This is a genomic window from Sphingopyxis sp. DBS4 (genome assembly GCF_024628865.1).
Lineage (GTDB): Bacteria > Pseudomonadota > Alphaproteobacteria > Sphingomonadales > Sphingomonadaceae > Sphingopyxis.
Genome location: NZ_CP102388.1, coordinates 1 through 16,500 on the forward strand (window position 1 = coordinate 1; position 16,500 = coordinate 16,500).

Consider the following 16,500-nt stretch of genomic DNA (forward strand, 5'->3'; position numbering starts at 1 on the left):
GTTGGTCTTCCGACGATGGCTAGTCCTTGCGGGCCATCGTCGGAAGTGGACGGCCGCACAAATTGGGGGGCGTGGGCCGCGCCGGGCCTCTAGCATAAAATTACGGCCCTGCATCCCCGGCGTTGATACATTCGTCGCGCAGGGCGCTCGATTGAGCCGCCCCGATCGCGGTCGCCTCAATCGGCATAGCGAGCTGGCAATATGCACATACGCGCATAATTTCCGCTTGCGGGCTATGTATATTTGTGCATAATAGCCGCGATGGATACGGAACGGCCGGTTCGATGGGTGGCATCGTCAAAGCGCGATTTTCGGGAGTTCCCGGACGATGTGCAGGACGTAATGGGCTATGCCCTGCACCTTGCGCAGCAAGGCGGGCAGCACGCCAGCACTAAGCCGTTGAAGGGCTTTGGCGGCGCTGGCGTGGTCGAGATCATAGACGACCACCAAGGCGATACGTTCCGCACGGTCTATACAGTCAAATTCGCGGAGGCGGTCTATGTCCTGCACGCCTTCCAGAAGAAATCCAAGCAGGGCAAGGCCACGCCGCAGGCCGATATGGATTTGATCCGAACGCGGCTGAAATCCGCCGAGGAGCATCACCGGCAACACCAGACCCCGCGAGGCACAGCATGAGCGCACAGGACGAAATCATTGAGGAAGGCAGCGGCAATGTCTTTGCCGATCTAGGCTTTGCCGACCCCGACACCCACCTTTTGAAAGCCCAGCTCGTTACCCGTGTGGCCGAGGCCATGCAGGAGCGGAAGTTGACGCAGATCGCCGCCGCCAAGGTTACGGGATCTACCCAACCGGAATTGTCGCGCATCCTGCGAGGCCAGTTCCGCAGCGTCTCGGTTGAGCGGCTTCTAGCCATGCTCACCCGGCTTGGCTGCAAGGTCGATATTGTCGTGCGCCCGCAGGGGCGGACCACTGAATCGGCCGTGATCCACTTCGCCTAATGTGCGATGATTTCGCGCAAGCCCGGCTCGATATGTTCGAGGCCGGGCTATTCGGCCAAGGGCCTGCCTTCTGGCGCTGGATCGAAACCGACGCGGCGCAACCCTATCTTGCCGCTTTCGCCGCCGATCGACGGCCGCCCGAACCCGGCGAACCCTTCGCTATCGACCTTGCGGCCGACGACTTGCTTGCTCCCGATCGCCTCGCCCAGCTCGCCCTACAGATCGAGGCCGACCATGCTTGATCCCAATCCGTCCGTAGCCGACCTTGACGCATTGCTAGATCGCCACCGCAATGACGATGCGGCTATGGAAAAGATCGTTCGCGGGTATCTCCGTTGCGCGATCTACAGCTATCAGAAGCATTGCGTTTGGCGCGCCTTGCGCCACATCGGCAAGGACGATTGGAGTTTCAAAGAGGAAGACGTTGCCGCCTTGAGGGCCGAAGGCGCGAAATCCATTTCGGACTTTCGAGACTGGCTCATTGAGGAGCTGGCCGGGATGGGGATCAGCGCCCACACCGGCTTGCCGAATTGAGCGCCTAGCGCGCCGTCGCTTCAATTGCTGGCGGTGATTGTGCGCGGAATAAATCGCGGGTCCGCCGTGGGATCGGTAGGCGAAGGATGCAGCATGTCGCGCCGGAAATTCACCGCAACGGAAATAGGCGCGGCGTTCGGCCGAGCCGCCATGACGCGGGCTTGTGGAGCTGGCGCAGCCTCATAGCTGGCCATCGGCTGCACGGCCGCCGAGGTTAGGCCCCCTACCCCGCGTTCCGCTCTGGCGACGACAATTTGAGCGCGATCGAGCGGCCGAGTCTGATCGCCGGTATAGAAAGCCAGATGCCAATGATCGGCATGGCCCCGGTCCCCCGGCCCCAGCAGCTCCGCCACGCGAACACCATGTTGCGCCATCACGGCGCGGATTTGCTCGCGCGTGATCGTGTGCAGCCCGGCACGCGGCACGAAATCCACCGCCTGCCCATATTTGTGAAAGCTGTTGGCGGCCCCGTAATTGGCTTCCAGCGCCCGCCACGTATCGGTTATGCGAGCATTGAACGCAGCGGCCAAGATCGAGGCGACATAGCCCGCCGAGGCGTCGGCGCTGCCTTGGGGCTGGACGATCGCCGGTTGCGCCGCGAGCTGGCCCCCGCCCGTCGCGTCGGCCGCCGTGATCGTGAGCGGGATCGAGGCCGATCGCGCAGCAGGAGCGCCGCCGCTTACCGGGATGCCGTTCACGCTGTAGGTATTATAGCGCGAGGAAAGCCACGCCTCCCAGCGCGCACCTTTCGCCATAATCAGCGCCCGATAGCGGGCATTATGGACCGGCGTTCGGGAATGATAATTGGCAACCCGCGTCCACAGGTCGCCCTTGTCATCCCGGATATGGTTTCTGATACGCCATGCAGCGAGGTTGTAGGGATAGCACCCCGCCGCAAGCACATATTCGGGCCGGATGCCGTAGCGTGCCAGCGATTGAATATAGCTGGAATTGAGCTGCATCGAGCCAAGATCGGCGGTGTTATTGGTGTTCTGGACGCGCGCGCCGGGCCGACCGTTCTCTTGTTCCGCGACCGCCAGCATGACGTTCGCCGGAATGTTATAGCGCAGCGCCGCCGCGATCGAGCATTGCACCCGTTCTTCTATGACAACCGGAGGCAGATCAGCGGCCATGATTAGCTGTCCCCCCTTCTCTGGACGAAGGCCGCAACTTCATCCTCTGGCGTCTCCATGTCGCCCGCATCACGGGCGGCCGAAATGGTATCGCCCGCGAATTGCGCCGTGGGGGGTGGCGATGAATCGGACGAGCTGGCGGGACTGCCCGCGCCGGTCGCGGGAGCGAGCGTTTCACTTCCCGACGATGCCGAGGCGGCCGACGCGCGGATATTGGCCGCCAGTCGGCCGCCCACCGTATTTCCCACCCGCTCTTTCAAAGCGCCCACCGCCATACCAGCGGCAGCGCCGCCGAGGATGCTTGCGGTTTTCGCCGCACGGCTAAGGCCGGTGCGTTGCGTGCCGCCAGTGTCGCCACTTTCGGGCGCGCCTTCACCTTGCGAGCTGGCGGAGCTGGCCTCCCCCTCCCCCGCAGGCGAGCCACCGGCAGCGCCGCCGCCGTTGCCGTCTTCACGATCGGCCGCCTCGCTACCCGCAGCGGCGCTTGCAGCCGTGCCGCCGCCCGCGCTGGCGGCTTCCGAGCCGCCTTGAAGGCCGCTGTTGTCATTGGCCGGGGGGGAACCGCCATCGCCGCCCATAGCGACGCTAAGGGGCGTGCCGCCGCCCCCACCGCCACCGCCGCCGCCGTTATCGCCGCCTCCCGGCATGTCGCCCGCCGACGAAAGCGGTTGCCCGCCTCCCATGCCGGTTTGGCCGCCTTCACCACCGCTCCCACCAGCGGCAGCGAAGGCGGCCTTGATCGCGCTGGCTCCACCCGCAGCGTTCATCGCGCCAGCAGCGATCATAGCCCCACCCGTGGCCGCCGCCCCAGCGGCCATCCCGGCAGCACCCAGCGCGGCCCCTGCCCCAAAGGCTCCGATACCGCCCGCCGCGTGGATCGAGCCGCCGCTTATAACGCCCCCGACCATCGCGGGAACCTTGTTTACGAGCGCCAGAAGGACGACCGCGAAGACAAGCATGGTCCCTAAATCTTGGAGAGACGAACCCTCGCCCGTTGCGGCATAATATTGGTCAAGGAAGGTTTTGCCGACGCCGACGATAAGAACCATCGTCATCAGGGACGCGCCCACCGCGACCACCGTTTTGAAATAGTTCAGCGCAATATCGCTGGTCCACCGCGCGCCGCCGAAGCCCAAAAAGATAACCCCGGCATAGGCGAGGACATAGCCGGAGGCCAACAGCAGCAGCATATTCACGCCGACGAGAGCCAAAACAATCAGGATGCCCAGCGAAACCAAGATAGAAAGAGCGGAATCGACCGGAGTTAGGACGCTGGACGCTTCGACAGCTTGGCGGAAAATGTCGAAACCAATGTCCACAATACCCGATGGCGCGAGATTGTTAGGCAGGCCGGATGCCTGCGCACCCAACGAGCGCAGCCCTTCAATGATCGCCAAGCCGATCGCCGGGCCGTTGATGAGCAGCCACCAGAAGAAGCCGCAGAAGATGGCGAAGCGAATTGCTTCCGAAGCAAATTCGCCAAGATCGGCGCGGCGCAACGCCATTACCCCGAACGTCCAAATGAGGCTGACCGCCGCTAGTGTGCCGAATAGAATTGTCGCGTGCGTTGTGAAGACGCTCGCCCACGCCGCCGCCATGCTCTTATATTTGTTCAGAACATTATCGAGCATACCTTGCGATTGCGCATAGGCGGGAGTCGCGGCGAGCGTGAGCGCCACCCCCAAGGCGGACAGGTGTAGGCGAGCCAGAGCCTTCATAGTGCTATCCTCAATTCTGATAGGTTCCGATCGGCGTCGGCTTGGTTTCGTGCGCTAGTGCGCTGCCCGCTTCTTGGCACTCCGCGTCGGTTTCGACGCCGGATTTGCATCGGGCGACCTTCTCGCGGGCTTCGTCTAGGTGTTGAGAGTAATAGAGCATCGTTTTCGGTTCGGCCTCGGACTTGCCGCAGGCCGCGAGAAGAAGTGTAGCGGTGCAGCAGGACGCGGCGATAAGTTGACGCAATTTCGGCATGGGCTTTCCTTAATTCTGATAGGTTCCGATCGGCGTCGGTTTGGTTTTCCGCATTGCGGCCGATGCCTCTGTTGCCGCAGCATCGCGATCGAGCTGATATTGCGATTGAGCCGTCAGCGCGGCGCTTTGCGCGAGCAGGACGCCGCGAATTTTCTGCAACTCACTGGCTTGTTGGGCCGCAAATTGATTGGCGTAGGACAGGGCTTGCATTTGCCCGCTCGCACCCGTGGCATTGGCCTGCAACTGGTCGAGGCGCTGGCCGTCAGACGCAAGCGTTGTCATGGCGCTGTTGATGCCGTTCATAGCGTCGGCATTTGCGGCCATCTGGCTTGTCGTGCGGGCGCGAGTAGCGGACAGAGCCGCCGCGCGCTGCGCCGCCGTGCAGTTCCCGAACGTGCAAGCATTGGTCTGATAGTAAGACGGATTTTTGAATTGATTCATGTAGGTGTTCACGTCGCCAGCTTGACGAGCGAACGAGCTGATTTGATTGACCTGCCCTTGGAGGCTGTCGATCGTTTGCGTAGCCTGCTGCCAGAGCTGGACCGGCGCGCCGACCGTGTTCTGAATCATATTTTGGTATTGCTGTAGCTGCGTCTGATACTGCTGGATTTGCTTCGCCACCGTGGCGACGTTTTGCAGCGCGGAAACGGTTGTCTGGCGGACGTTCGCAACGTCGATAACCGAGATTTGCGCATTGGCGGACGGGGCCGCCAGCGCGAGAGTGATCGCCAAAGAAATTTTAGCGGCTAAAATTCGAGACTTCATTTTGCTTGCTCCCTTTCATCTGGCGTCAATAATCGAATGAGCGGTAAGGCTTTGAAAATGTGAGGTCTTTCACGACGACCACATTGAAGCGGAAGCCGGGCCGGATAATCAGCGTGGGCGATATGTTCAGATTGCGCTCAATCATCATCGCCGTGGTCTGTCCGAGCTGCTGGCCGAGAGCTTGGCTAAGGGCTTGGCTGGCGGACATGGTGCCATTGGCGTTGAGGCCGGTTTGCGGCTGACTAAGGGTTACGCCAGCGGTCACACCAGACATGAGCAGAGCGGAGCCGAAGATACGGAACCAATGCGCGTTCACTTGGTCATGGAACCCGGCATAGCCCGCGCTGTCCGACCCCGGCATAGCGCCAAGGTCGATCGCCTTGCCGTCAGGAAAGATGATCCGTTGCCACGCGATGAGCGCGCGCGTCTGCCCAAAGACCGGGTTGGAATCATACGCGCCGACAAGGCGGGAGCCTTGCGGGATCAGGAGATAGCGGCCCGTCGCGGTATCGAACACGTTTTGGGAAACTTGCGCGACAATCTGCCCCGGTATTTGCGAGTTGATGCCGGAGATCAGCGTGCCGGGAATTACGAAGCCCGCGCGGAGCTGGTAGCGGGAGGGCGCTTCTACTTGGCTGTTCGAGGCCCAGCGATTGCCACCCGCATTGTTGGCGAACTGGCCATAGTTGGCAGGCGGGCGGGCATTGGCGGCACCCTGCCCGGCTCCGGCTCCTCCCCCGGCCACTTGGTTTGACAGGGCCGTAAGGGTGGCAATGTCGGAGGCCGAGGGCTGGCGGCCCTGCGCCATTGCAGCGGCCATTTGCTGTTGCAGGGCGACGAGCTGGGTTGCCGGATCAGCGCCGCCACTCATGCCGCCAGCGCCAGAGGATGCCCCATTGCGGCCGTCCTGCCATTTCAGGGCGGTAGGAGAGCGCACGGCGCTGCCAAATTGGGCAAGGCGTGCTTCGCGTATCGCTTCCATGCGTGCCCGGCGCAGATCGGCCGCCGTGGGGCCGTTGGGTTGCGCTGGCGAGGCGGTGACGGTTGGCGGCGCATTGGGATCGACCGGCGCGACCGGGATGCCATCGGCAGGCGGCAGCGGGGGCGCGTTCGCCATGACTTCCGCAGCACCGCTTGGAGCGGTCCCCGCAACCTTGTTCGCAACATCGGCCGAGCTTTGACCGACAGCCGGTTGAACCTTGGTCGCCGCATTGTCCGAGGAGCGATCAATCATAATCGACACCACGATGGCGATGAACAGCGCCACAATGCCGAGGACGATCAGCAGCGGCGCATTATTGACCCTGCGAACTCCCGTCACCAAGCGCCCGCTGTTCCCGTCCGCTGCACCGCCCGGCGAGGCTTCCGGCGACATGCTATCAGCATCAGACATAAACCTATCCCCTTACCCGGCCTTGACGACGCCACAGCGCGCGGCACGGATGCCCTTGCACTTGGCGCGCGCCGTCGCGCTGGATTGAAACTGTCCGAATTGGATGCCGTGAGAGCGTCCGTTTTGGACAAAGCGCGGCGTCACGCTCGCCCACGAAGGGCGAAGGCGCGCCGTCGCGCGCCAATAGGCGCGTGCTGCGCTTTCGGAGGAGAAGCCCGTCAGGCTGACAGACCACGTTCCGGCCTCTGTTCCATTGCCGCCGAAGCCGGGTTGCGTGCTGGCGACGGGCGACGGAACGGGAGGAGGTGCGGCAGGCGCTACGGGCCGGTTCGCCCGTTCGATCAGCTCCGGCGTTGCGCCGGTCAGATCGAGCGCCCACCCGGCAGACGGGTAGATACCCTTTTCATCCACGCCATAGATGCGGGAGAAAGTTTGCGCGCCGACCCGCAGCGTCACGCGGTAGGAATCGGCAATTGGCTGATCGACGTAATAGCGCAACGGCGTGGCCGCAGGATCGGGCTTCACGCCCTTGCCCGCCTCAATCACCGCATAGCCTGCTTGGCGCATCGCGGAGCGCAAGCCGTCACCATAGGCCCCGCCCCCGGTAGTCGGGATCAGCACCCGGCTAATCGCAGGCGGGTAGAGTTTCACCAGCTCCGCCACGGAATCGTCAACGAGGGCTTGGGCCTGATCGGGAGGAGCCGGAACGGCGAAGCTGTCCCGGTGCGAAACGCCCGCGCAGCTCGTAAGCAGGAAAGCCACTGATACAAAAATCGCACCGCGCACGATCAGCCCCCCCTTGTGATGGTGACGCGCTCTTGGCGCTTGCCGACACCGGAGATGAGGACCGCTTGGTCAAAAATCTGATCGACAATGTAGCGGCCATCTTGGAGCCGGTAATTGACGATGGAGGTATCAGCCGCCTTGGAGACGCTGCCCCCGGCCCGGACGATCAGCAGCGATGGCGCTTCCGTCTGCTCCATCGCGTGCGGCATTTCGATGATGGTTTTGACGCCATCATTGTAAACCCGGACGGGCTTCCAGCGTGCGCGGCCGTCAACGCTATAGTGGAAATCGAGATTGGAGAGATATTCGCTCCCTCCCCTGCCCGTCCCGCGCGCGCCATCGGGCACCGCCATCGTGTTTTCGGCGCGCGCCGTGTCCGATCGAGCGCGGAAAGCGGCCCATTTGGCTTGCGCTTCATCGGGATAGGTGAACGCCACCCGCGACATGAATTGCGTCCGGTGCGACACCAACCGGATATGGTAGGTGCGGCGATCGGTCGTCACGATCAGCGTTGTATTCAAGTTCGCATCGAGCGGCTTGATGATAAGATGCTGGGTTTCGTTCGGCCCGGAATTGGAAACGGCCGGTTCGATCAGCCAGCGGGCGCTATCGCCCACGTTGACCGAATTGATGTTCTCGCCCGGCTGCAACTGCACATCGCAGATTTGCAGCACAGCACAGACCACGGAGGGTTCGGAGGTGCCGAAGGCGAACAATACCGCGCCTTCGGTGCCCGGCACCGGCTTGATGCCTTCGGCGCTTTCCGCCTGCCAGCGCCGCGCGATCGACAGACCCTCGCGCTGGGTGCGCGTCAGGTTCGGATTGCGCGGGCTGATATAGGCATTGGGATCTACTTGCGCCCCTCCCCCGGCAGGCATGGGCGCGTTCGCGGGCGGCATGTCGTCGGGAAGCGGCGGGCCGTCCTGCGCGGACGCGATCGAAGGCAGCGCCGCGAGGGCGGCGGCGAAATAGGCGATCTTCTTCATGTTGATTGTCCCTCCCATCAGAGTGTGCGCGACCAAGAGAAATCTTGGACGAACACGCCCAAGGGGTTTTGCTTAATTTGTTCCTCCGTGGTGGCCGAGCTGGGCGGCGCAACGCGGATCGTGACGAGCGCGCGCATTTTCGCCGGAGGCTGGATAGGCTGGCCTTGCCGATCGCGCTCCGTCTCGGTCCAATCGACCTGCCAAGAGGTCTTGGTTTGCTGAATTACCGAGGCGATTTCGACCGACACGGTTTCCCGCGCCGCGCGGGCGAAAGGCGTATTGTCGGGATTGCCGTTGAGATAGTCGGTCATCTTTGCCAACGCCGGATCGTTCGGCGCGAGCATCCCATAGACCCGGAAAATGGCTTGCTTTTGGAGTTCAACGTCAGCCGTCACCATGCGGGCCGACTGGATGAAGGAGCCGACTTGCGCTTGCACCACGCGCGCATCGACCGGCGAAGCCACATCGGCCCGCTGGGTCGCTATCGCGTCCCCCAGCGAGTCCACGCGGACCACGTAAGGGATGAATTTCGACTGACTGCCAATCGCTATGATGCCGCCGACAGCGGCGAGGACGATCAGCATCGAAAGGATTGCCATAGTCTGCCACAAGCGCCGCGAGGCAGCGATGCCGCCCACATGCTCATTCCATTGCCGCCGCGCGTTCAGGTAGGGGTTGGGATCAACCGGGGCGCTTTCCGCAGCTCGCCGCCCCCGCAGCTTGTCAAACAGACTCATGCAGCTTCTCCGAGGTATAGGGGGCCGCCGCCGCGCGGCCGATATTGATGGTGGATTCGACGCCACGGATGGCCAGCCACTCGTTGACCCATGCCGGGCCATAGGCCGCTTCAAGGGCCTTAATGGTGGCGATGGATTCCTTGTCGGTCGCGCCGACGAAGGACAGGGCCACGGGGCCTAGCGCCAGCTCAAAGAGCCGCCGCCCCTGTTCCGAGAGATAGTAATATTGGCGCTTGGGGATGGCCGTCGCCAAGATTTCAATCTGGCGTGTATTGAGGCCCATGCGTCTGTAGAGTTGGGCGGTATCGTCATCGCGCGCATAGACGTTCGGCAGGAAAATCTTGGTCGCGGTGGACTCCACGATAACGTCAAGGATGCCCGAATTTGCGGCGTCAGACAGGCTTTGCGTTGCCATGAGAACAAGGCAGTTGGACTTGCGCAGCACCCGGAGCCATTCGCGGATTTTGGCCCGGAAGGCGGGATGCCCCAGCATAATCCATGCTTCATCAAGGATGATCGCGGCAGGCTGGCCCTTCAAAGATCGCTCGATACGCCGGAAAAGATAGAGGAGGACCGGCAGCGCGTATTTTTCACCGAGGTTCATCAGCTCCTCGACTTCAAACACGGTAAATTCCGACAGGCTCAGGCCGTCATGTTCCGCATCGAGAAGATGGCCCATAGAGCCGTCCACCGTGTAGGTGCGGATCGCCTCGCGCACCGTTTCATCCTGAATCGTGACCACAAATTCAGAGAGGGTTTTGCCCCCGCTGGCGTGCATGTTGACGATGGCGTTGCCGATTTCGTTGCGTTGCGCGGGCGTGGTCGCCACGCCGTTGAGGGCTAGGATTGTGTCGATCCAATCCATTGCCCATGCGCGATCGGACTTGGTTTCGAGGAATTGGAGCGGGCAGAAGGCGAGCTTTTCGTCATCCCCGGCGACAGTGAAATGCGCCCCGCCCACCGCCTTCGCCAGCGGGTAGAGCGACAGGCCCTTGTCGAACGCGAAAATGGACATGCCGGGATAGCGGCGGAGCTGGGCGGCGAGCAGGCCGAGCAGCGTTGACTTGCCTGCGCCCGTGGGGCCGAAGATGAAGCTATGCCCCACGTCGCGGACGTGGAGATTGAGCCGGAACGGCGTGGAGCCGTTGGTGACGCCAGACATGAGCGGGGGCGAGCTGGGCGGATACATCGGGCACGGCGCATGATCGAGGCCGGTCCATATCGAGCTGGTCGGCATCAGGTCGGCTAGGTTCATGGTGTTGATGATCGGGCGGCGGACGTTTTCGACGCCATGCCCCGGCAGCGTGCCCAAGAACGCCTCTAGGTTGTTCACCGTCTCGATACGGGCCGCGAAACCGAGTGCGTTGATAGCCTTTTCAAGCTGGCGCGCGGCCTGTTCTACCTTATCGCGGCTTTCGTCCGTTAGGACGACGACGCCGGTATAGTATCCTTGTGCAATAAGGCCGGAGTTGACTTCCTCCAGCGCATTATCGGCATCGGCCACCATCGAAAGGGCGTCCTGATCTATCTTGCCGCTGTTGGTCTGGAAAACCTGATCGAAGAAGCCGCGAACCTTTTGCCGCCACTTTTTGCGGAAATCCTCAAGGTGTTTCACAGCTTCATGGAGGTCCATAAATATGAACCGCGTGGACCAGCGATATTCAATCGGCAGCTCGCCCAGCGCCGAGAGGATGCCCGGCGTCGATTCCATCGGGAAACCTTCGATCGCTACCGTCTGGACGAACTTGTTGCCGATGCGCGGGATTACGCCCGTCCACATTTCGACACCGCCGATGATGGAATCGAGATACATCGGGTTCGAGGGCAGCACGACCGGCTGATTTTTGCCGGTGACGCAGAATTGCAGCCACCGCAAAAAGTCGTCGTGCGTCACGGTCGAGCCGTCCTCATTTTCGACCTTGTGAGCGCGAAGGCGGGTCAGCTTCACGGCCGAGGACAGACGGCTTTCAAATGTGGTGATTTCGCGCTTGAAGCGTTCAACCAGGTCGGCCGTGCGTTGCTTGTTGTTCGGCCGCTCCCGATCGTCGTCAAACATCAGCTCGACAAACTTTTGCTCCGCTATGACCGGAGGGAAATAGGTCGCGGTAATGACGAAATAGCCCTCATACATGGTGCCGAGGGACTGGAATAATTCGCGCCTTTCCTGATCTATGGCGTCCGTCACCGGGTCAGGAAAATGTGACAGACCCGCAGCCGAGTAGGCGGCAGCAGGGCGGCGCGGCGCGTCAACGTGGATCATCCAGCCATTGCCCAGCCCGGCGAGAGCTTGGTTGATCCGAAAGCTGACCATATCGCGCTGGCGGTCGGTGGAGCTGGCGTTATCGTCGCCCTCATAAATCCACGCGGCCATGAACGAGCCGTTCTTGCCGACGATTACGCCATCATCGACCATCGCCCCATAGTTGAGCAGATCGGCAAGCCCTTCATCCTTGGAGCGATACCGGGCCAGCTTGCGTTCGGCCGCGTTGGCGAAGGACGCAAAGGCGAGGACCGCGAGCAGGGCCGCCCCGAAGATCGCTATGACGACAGCGATTGTCTGGATCATTTTTTCTTCCCCGGTTGCCGGTAGCGGCGGAATTGCAGGCGGCCGTTCTTGCGGAAGGGCGTGGAGTGAGCCGGGTAGTAGGGGCGATAGGTGCGGTGCCGCATGTAAACGAACCGCATCAGCGGGTCCGATTTCGCCATGAGACGACAGGCCCACACGCCTGCAAACCAGATCAGCAGGCCAGCGGCCCACGCCTTCAAGGAATTGATGGCCGGAACGATCAGCGCCATCGACGCTAGGCCCGTGAGCATGACCAGCTCGCGGTCCCCACCCAAAAACAGATTGTTGCGGACGCCAGAGCGGCGAATAGGCACTGATCGCAGAGCCATGTTGACCGGCCCTCCCCTTTAGCCTGCCAGCGCGGGCGAAGCGGTGCCGGTAATCACCGCACCGCCGCCCGTGATGGAGGACAGGACCGAGTTAGCGCCGACGAGCATCGAGGCGACGAGGACGATCAGCAACAGCGTTCGCACAAAGCCGTTGAGATCGCCGCCGAAGATCAGGACACCACCGGCAACGACGATGCCGACGAGGGCGAAGGTATAACCGACGGTGCCGGTCATCGACTGGCGCACCTTGGTCAGATAGGATTCGTAAGGCAGGCCGCCCGTGGTATCCGAGGCCCAAGCCGCGTGAGGCCAGAGCAGGAGCATGACGAGCGCCAGCCCCAGCATACCCCATATGAGCGCCTTACGGCGGGCGGCGGCGTCATTCCAAAACAACGTCATATGTCATGCTCCTTCACAGTTTGCGCAAAATGTATTTCCCATCCACGAAGCCCCCGACTTCCAGCAGGCTTTCAATGCGGCGACCCTCTGGCGTGCGCGCGATGTGGACGATCAAATGCACCGCATCACCAATCAGCGGCTCAATCGGCCGTGGTGAATCGGGGTGCATACTGATGAGCATTTGGAGCCTGCTAAGGCCCGCTTCGGCGTTGTTGGCGTGCAGCGTGGCCGCTCCGCCCTCGTGGCCGGTGTTCCACGCCATGAGCAGGTCGAGGGCTTCCGGGCCGCGCACCTCGCCCACTAGGATACGATCGGGCCGCATCCGCAGCGTGGTTTTGAGCAGCGCCGTCATGGTGATTTGCGGGGACGTGTGGAACTGGACGTAGTTTTCAGCGGCGCATTGAATCTCGCCGGTATCTTCAATGATTACGAGCCGTTCGGTCGGGTCCGCGTCCACCATCCCGTTGATAATGGCATTCACTAGCGTTGTTTTGCCGCTGCCGGTGCCGCCAATCACCAGAATGTTGCGGTGCGCGCGGATAGCCTCATGGATGAGGCTGCATTGCTCCGCCGTCATAATCCCGCCCTCCACATATTGTTCGAGGGTAAAGATCGCCACGGCGCGTTTTCGGATGGCGAAGGTCGGCGCGGGCACGACCGGGGGCATCTGTCCGGCGAAGCGCGAGCCATCTATAGGAAACTCGCCTTCCAGAACCGGGGAGGCCCGCGTCACTTCCTTGTTATGATAGCCAGCGACCGCCTTGATGATCGCCTCGGCCCGGCTTGGGGCGACCTTACCGATGCAGATCATGCGTTCGCCAAGGCGTTCCAGCCATAGCTTGCCATCGGCGTTCAGGATCAGCTCAACGGTCTTGGGGTCGGCAAGCGCATCCAACATAAGCGGTTGCATGGAGCGGCGAAGCATCTCCTTCGCACGCTCTTTTACCGTATCTTGAGCGGGTTCCCCCTTGGCCTCCATGAAGCACCGTCCCTGCCAAAACAAAATGGACGCAAGGGATATACCGGAATTTTCATGGAGGCAACCAGAACGATTGCAAAGAATTAGGTTCAGATTGGGGGGATTGTCAGGACCGACGCAACTTAGCGTGGGCAGCCTTGTGCCATTGTGCTATCTGAAACGCTTGATGATCCGTGACGATAGCGGAAACGCGCTTATAACCGGGAGGAAGCCCCAGCTTTTTATCTTCTTTTGATAAGGTATCAGCTAGGCTGGCGTCCCAGCCATCGGTGCCGATAGGCGGCGGTTCCAGTAGCGCGACGAGCGGGACTTCCAGAGCATTTGCGATGGCGGCGATTGTTTCGAGCGACGGGTTTCCCTTACCGGCTGTAACGTCAGATACGAAGGACACAGACAGCCCCGCGTTCTCCGCGAGGTCTTTTTTCTTGAGCCGTCTTAAGGCCAAGAAGCGGTTAATGTTAATCGCGAGAACCTTCCGATACACAGGTTCGGTTTCTTTCTTCCGCAAGGGGGTTGGTTTTAGCCGCTAAAATTCCGGGTAGCTGCGGAGGATATGCCGGAGCGCGCGAGAAAGGAAGCGGTATGACGCCGAATATGATTGTTTATAGCATCATTTTTGGACGAGCCGGGCCGAGCGCGCGAGCGCGCATAACGGGTGGCAGCGAACGGATTGAAAGAAGAAAGTGACGCGCGAGAGACAAGATCAGGCTTCCGCGTAATTCTCTTTGGCGTCCATTCCGTAAATGGGGAGCATGAGAAAGTTGGGGGTCATGCCGCCTTCCGTTCGTCCCTCCACCTCTGAAAGTCATTGGCCAACGTGCCATCAAGGGTACGGACGCGGAGTTGCACAAGCAGATGCACCCCTCTGGGCGTCCACTGCATCTGTTGCTTCTTTGCGAAGCGCTTTGCGACGACCTGGTTGACGGTCGATTCCACGAAGGCGGTCGAGACTGCTTCGCCATATCGTCGTCGCTCGCCATAGTTCGGGATCATGCTGGCATTGGCGCTGATATAGCTTTCGAACTCCCGCAAATGCTTGAGGAGATTGCGAGCTTGCGGCGAGACCTGTGGGTGGCTCATCGGCTCGTCGGTGACATCCGGATCTGTCGCACCAAGCATTCTGGTCTCGACGTCGCCGATTAGGTCGAGAGCACGGCGCCAGTTGCCGTGCCAGAGGAAGTGCCGAACTCGCTCGAGAGTGGCGACGGCCACGTCTTTATCCGTCTCGGATGGGGGCGGCAATCCGCGCGCGATCTGCTGCATGACCGTCACCCGCATGGCGATGTGGAAATAGTCGAGGACATGCTCGGCGTTCGGCCGCATGTCCCATTGAAGATTGCGGACGTTCCTGCCACCATCGGACATGAAGGTGATCTCACGGTCCATCCCGACGCCTTGCTCCAGCAGCAATTCATGAAGGCGACGACGCGGCCTGTCGTCATGTCCGACCACGAAGCCGAACCGGCGCGTTGGCTCGCTAATTTCGCCATCCTCGCCCGGATCGACGACGGACTTACCCACGATCACCTCGAAATTGTTCGGCCGATCGTACCATGATCGTACATAGCCTCCATCGATCCCGACAGTGACAGGCGGTCCTGGCAGCGGACCATCGGTCCAGTCCGCCTCGCAGCCTTCGATGAAACAGCGTCGCTCGGTGCCAAGCTCGGCTTCCAAACGCTCCGCGACGCGTAGGGTGTCCTGCCGGATCGTCGTCGCGTTGATCGCGTCACCGATCGGAAGGACGTCGGCAAGGCGTTCCGCGGTGATGCCGTAGGACGCGAGCGAAGCCCAGCGCGCCTCTAGCTCGAGAAGGTCCGGCGTGACGCGTTCGGGCAGCGCCGCCACGATCGGCGCCGCGATACCCGCTGTGGGTTTACATGTACATCGCCGGAACCTGGTACTTGGCACGGCGATCTTTCCGAACGGCGTGCGCACCATGATCGAACGATGATCCTTGATTTGCCTTGCTGATCCGCAGCACGGACAAGCGCGCTGGCGGCGACACCAGTCGAGCGCCTGGGTCTGAACCACAGCGAGCTGCAGCGCGGCCAGCAGTCGCTTGCTCTCCGCGATCCTGAGACCGAGATCATCGATCGTAAGCGTGTCGTCGTCGCGTTCGATGACGGCGATGGATATGCCGCTGGTTGGCCTGTCGTCCGTTGCTGCGGTGAGGGTGATGGTGAAGCGCATGAGCTCATTCCTCCATGAAGAAGGGAACTCATTGGCCGGCACATCGGTGCCGCCGTCCGAAACCGACCGGTTACGGTCACCTACAGCTAACCCTGTCCATAAAATAGCCTTACCATCTTGCGGACACACCAATTTTACTGGACACCCCTTCCGGACAATCGAGGCCGGATCCATGTCACGCACCTTTGCCTATCTGCGCGTTTCGACCGTCGACCAGACGACCGACAACCAGTTGCACGAGATTGAGGCCGCTGGCTTTGCAGCGCAGCCGCGGCGGATCGTCGCCGAAACCATCTCCGGGTCGGTTGCGGCGAAAGAACGCAAGGGTTTTGCCCGGTTGCTTGACCGGCTAGAGGATGGCGACGTCCTCGTCGTCACCAAGCTCGACCGGCTCGGCCGCAACGCGATGGATGTGGCGAGCACCGTCGCCGATCTCGATCGCATGGGCGTTCGCGTCCACTGCCTGGCGCTGGGCGGCGTCGATCTCACCTCGTCGACAGGCAAGCTCACGATGGGCGTTATCAACGCGGTCGCCGAATTCGAGCGCGACCTGCTGATCGAACGCACCCAGGCCGGGCTACGCCGCGCGCGGGCGGAGGGCAAGGCCATCGGACGGCCTGCGAGCCTTACAACAGACGAGCGCGCCGAGGTCGAGCGCCGCCTTGAAAGCGGCGAAACCGTGTCCGCGCTCAGCAAGGCGTTCTCGACAAGCCGGCAGACGATCATGCGGGTACGCGATGACAGACGCGCTCAAGCCGAGCTTGCCTGAG

General features: G+C 61.7%; 19 protein-coding genes. 5 read left to right on the forward strand and 14 right to left on the reverse strand.

The window, feature by feature from the left end; translation table 11 throughout:
* Positions 1 to 261: 261 nt before the first annotated feature.
* Genes NP825_RS23055 through NP825_RS23070 form a run of 4 tightly spaced genes read left to right on the forward strand, consistent with a single transcriptional unit; the run spans position 262 to position 1,493 of the window.
* Positions 262 to 636 (forward strand): type II toxin-antitoxin system RelE/ParE family toxin, encoded by a 375-nt coding sequence (locus tag NP825_RS23055; protein ID WP_013041565.1) that lies wholly within the window; start codon positions 262 to 264, stop codon positions 634 to 636.
* Complete coding sequence (locus NP825_RS23060) at positions 633 to 959, forward strand: helix-turn-helix domain-containing protein (RefSeq protein ID WP_006964370.1); 327 nt, start codon at positions 633 to 635, stop codon at positions 957 to 959. Before NP825_RS23055 ends, NP825_RS23060 begins: the two co-directional genes overlap by 4 nt.
* Complete coding sequence (locus tag NP825_RS23065) at positions 959 to 1,201, forward strand: hypothetical protein (RefSeq protein WP_013041566.1); 243 nt, start codon at positions 959 to 961, stop codon at positions 1,199 to 1,201. Before NP825_RS23060 ends, NP825_RS23065 begins: the two co-directional genes overlap by 1 nt.
* Complete coding sequence (locus NP825_RS23070; RefSeq protein WP_013041567.1) at positions 1,194 to 1,493, forward strand: hypothetical protein; 300 nt, start codon at positions 1,194 to 1,196, stop codon at positions 1,491 to 1,493. The genes NP825_RS23065 and NP825_RS23070 overlap by 8 nt, the downstream gene beginning before the upstream one ends.
* 20 nt (positions 1,494 to 1,513) lie before the next feature.
* Here the strand turns inward: NP825_RS23070 and NP825_RS23075 are convergent, their stop codons facing one another.
* The 14 genes from NP825_RS23075 to NP825_RS23140 all read right to left on the reverse strand — a co-directional run bounded on the left by NP825_RS23075 (position 1,514) and on the right by NP825_RS23140 (position 15,730).
* Positions 1,514 to 2,626 (reverse strand): transglycosylase SLT domain-containing protein, encoded by a 1,113-nt coding sequence (locus tag NP825_RS23075; RefSeq protein ID WP_145206862.1) that lies wholly within the window; start codon positions 2,624 to 2,626, stop codon positions 1,514 to 1,516.
* 2 nt (positions 2,627 to 2,628) lie between these two features.
* On the reverse strand, positions 2,629 to 4,344 hold the full coding sequence (trbL, locus tag NP825_RS23080; protein ID WP_030092735.1) for a P-type conjugative transfer protein TrbL: 1,716 nt from the start codon (positions 4,342 to 4,344) through the stop codon (positions 2,629 to 2,631).
* A 10-nt stretch (positions 4,345 to 4,354) separates the two neighbouring features.
* The gene (locus tag NP825_RS23085) at positions 4,355 to 4,597 is read right to left on the reverse strand and encodes an EexN family lipoprotein (protein WP_145206861.1); all 243 of its coding nucleotides are present in this window, start codon (positions 4,595 to 4,597) and stop codon (positions 4,355 to 4,357) included.
* Positions 4,598 to 4,606: 9 nt separating this feature from the next.
* On the reverse strand, positions 4,607 to 5,362 hold the full coding sequence (gene trbJ / locus NP825_RS23090) for a P-type conjugative transfer protein TrbJ (protein ID WP_022675885.1): 756 nt from the start codon (positions 5,360 to 5,362) through the stop codon (positions 4,607 to 4,609).
* A 25-nt stretch (positions 5,363 to 5,387) separates the two neighbouring features.
* Positions 5,388 to 6,755, reverse strand: coding sequence for a TrbI/VirB10 family protein (locus NP825_RS23095; protein ID WP_026149855.1), 1,368 nt, complete (start codon positions 6,753 to 6,755; stop codon positions 5,388 to 5,390).
* Positions 6,756 to 6,767: 12 nt separating this feature from the next.
* Entirely contained in the window at positions 6,768 to 7,541 is a 774-nt protein-coding gene (locus NP825_RS23100; protein WP_145206860.1) for an SPOR domain-containing protein, read from the reverse strand.
* Between the two features lie 2 nt (positions 7,542 to 7,543).
* Positions 7,544 to 8,527 (reverse strand): P-type conjugative transfer protein TrbG, encoded by a 984-nt coding sequence (gene trbG / locus NP825_RS23105; protein ID WP_006964392.1) that lies wholly within the window; start codon positions 8,525 to 8,527, stop codon positions 7,544 to 7,546.
* Positions 8,528 to 8,544: 17 nt separating this feature from the next.
* A complete protein-coding gene (locus NP825_RS23110; RefSeq protein ID WP_006964394.1) occupies positions 8,545 to 9,264 on the reverse strand; it encodes a VirB8/TrbF family protein in 720 nt (239 codons plus the stop codon).
* Positions 9,251 to 11,830: a VirB4 family type IV secretion/conjugal transfer ATPase gene (locus tag NP825_RS23115; protein WP_006964396.1), complete on the reverse strand. Its 2,580-nt coding sequence runs from the start codon at positions 11,828 to 11,830 to the stop codon at positions 9,251 to 9,253. Before NP825_RS23115 ends, NP825_RS23110 begins: the two co-directional genes overlap by 14 nt.
* A complete protein-coding gene (locus NP825_RS23120; protein WP_026149854.1) occupies positions 11,827 to 12,159 on the reverse strand; it encodes a conjugal transfer protein TrbD in 333 nt (110 codons plus the stop codon). Before NP825_RS23120 ends, NP825_RS23115 begins: the two co-directional genes overlap by 4 nt.
* 18 nt (positions 12,160 to 12,177) lie before the next feature.
* On the reverse strand, positions 12,178 to 12,558 hold the full coding sequence (locus NP825_RS23125; protein WP_006964400.1) for a TrbC/VirB2 family protein: 381 nt from the start codon (positions 12,556 to 12,558) through the stop codon (positions 12,178 to 12,180).
* 13 nt (positions 12,559 to 12,571) lie between these two features.
* Positions 12,572 to 13,537: a P-type conjugative transfer ATPase TrbB gene (gene trbB, locus NP825_RS23130; RefSeq protein ID WP_026149853.1), complete on the reverse strand. Its 966-nt coding sequence runs from the start codon at positions 13,535 to 13,537 to the stop codon at positions 12,572 to 12,574.
* Between the two features lie 106 nt (positions 13,538 to 13,643).
* A complete protein-coding gene (locus NP825_RS23135) occupies positions 13,644 to 14,045 on the reverse strand; it encodes a helix-turn-helix domain-containing protein (RefSeq protein WP_019053950.1) in 402 nt (133 codons plus the stop codon).
* Between the two features lie 260 nt (positions 14,046 to 14,305).
* Positions 14,306 to 15,730: an ISKra4 family transposase gene (locus tag NP825_RS23140; protein WP_066488601.1), complete on the reverse strand. Its 1,425-nt coding sequence runs from the start codon at positions 15,728 to 15,730 to the stop codon at positions 14,306 to 14,308.
* Between the two features lie 172 nt (positions 15,731 to 15,902).
* Here NP825_RS23140 and NP825_RS23145 point away from each other — a divergent pair, with 172 nt between their 5' ends.
* Complete coding sequence (locus NP825_RS23145) at positions 15,903 to 16,499, forward strand: recombinase family protein (RefSeq protein WP_061772305.1); 597 nt, start codon at positions 15,903 to 15,905, stop codon at positions 16,497 to 16,499.
* The last annotated feature ends 1 nt before the right edge of the window (position 16,500 follow it).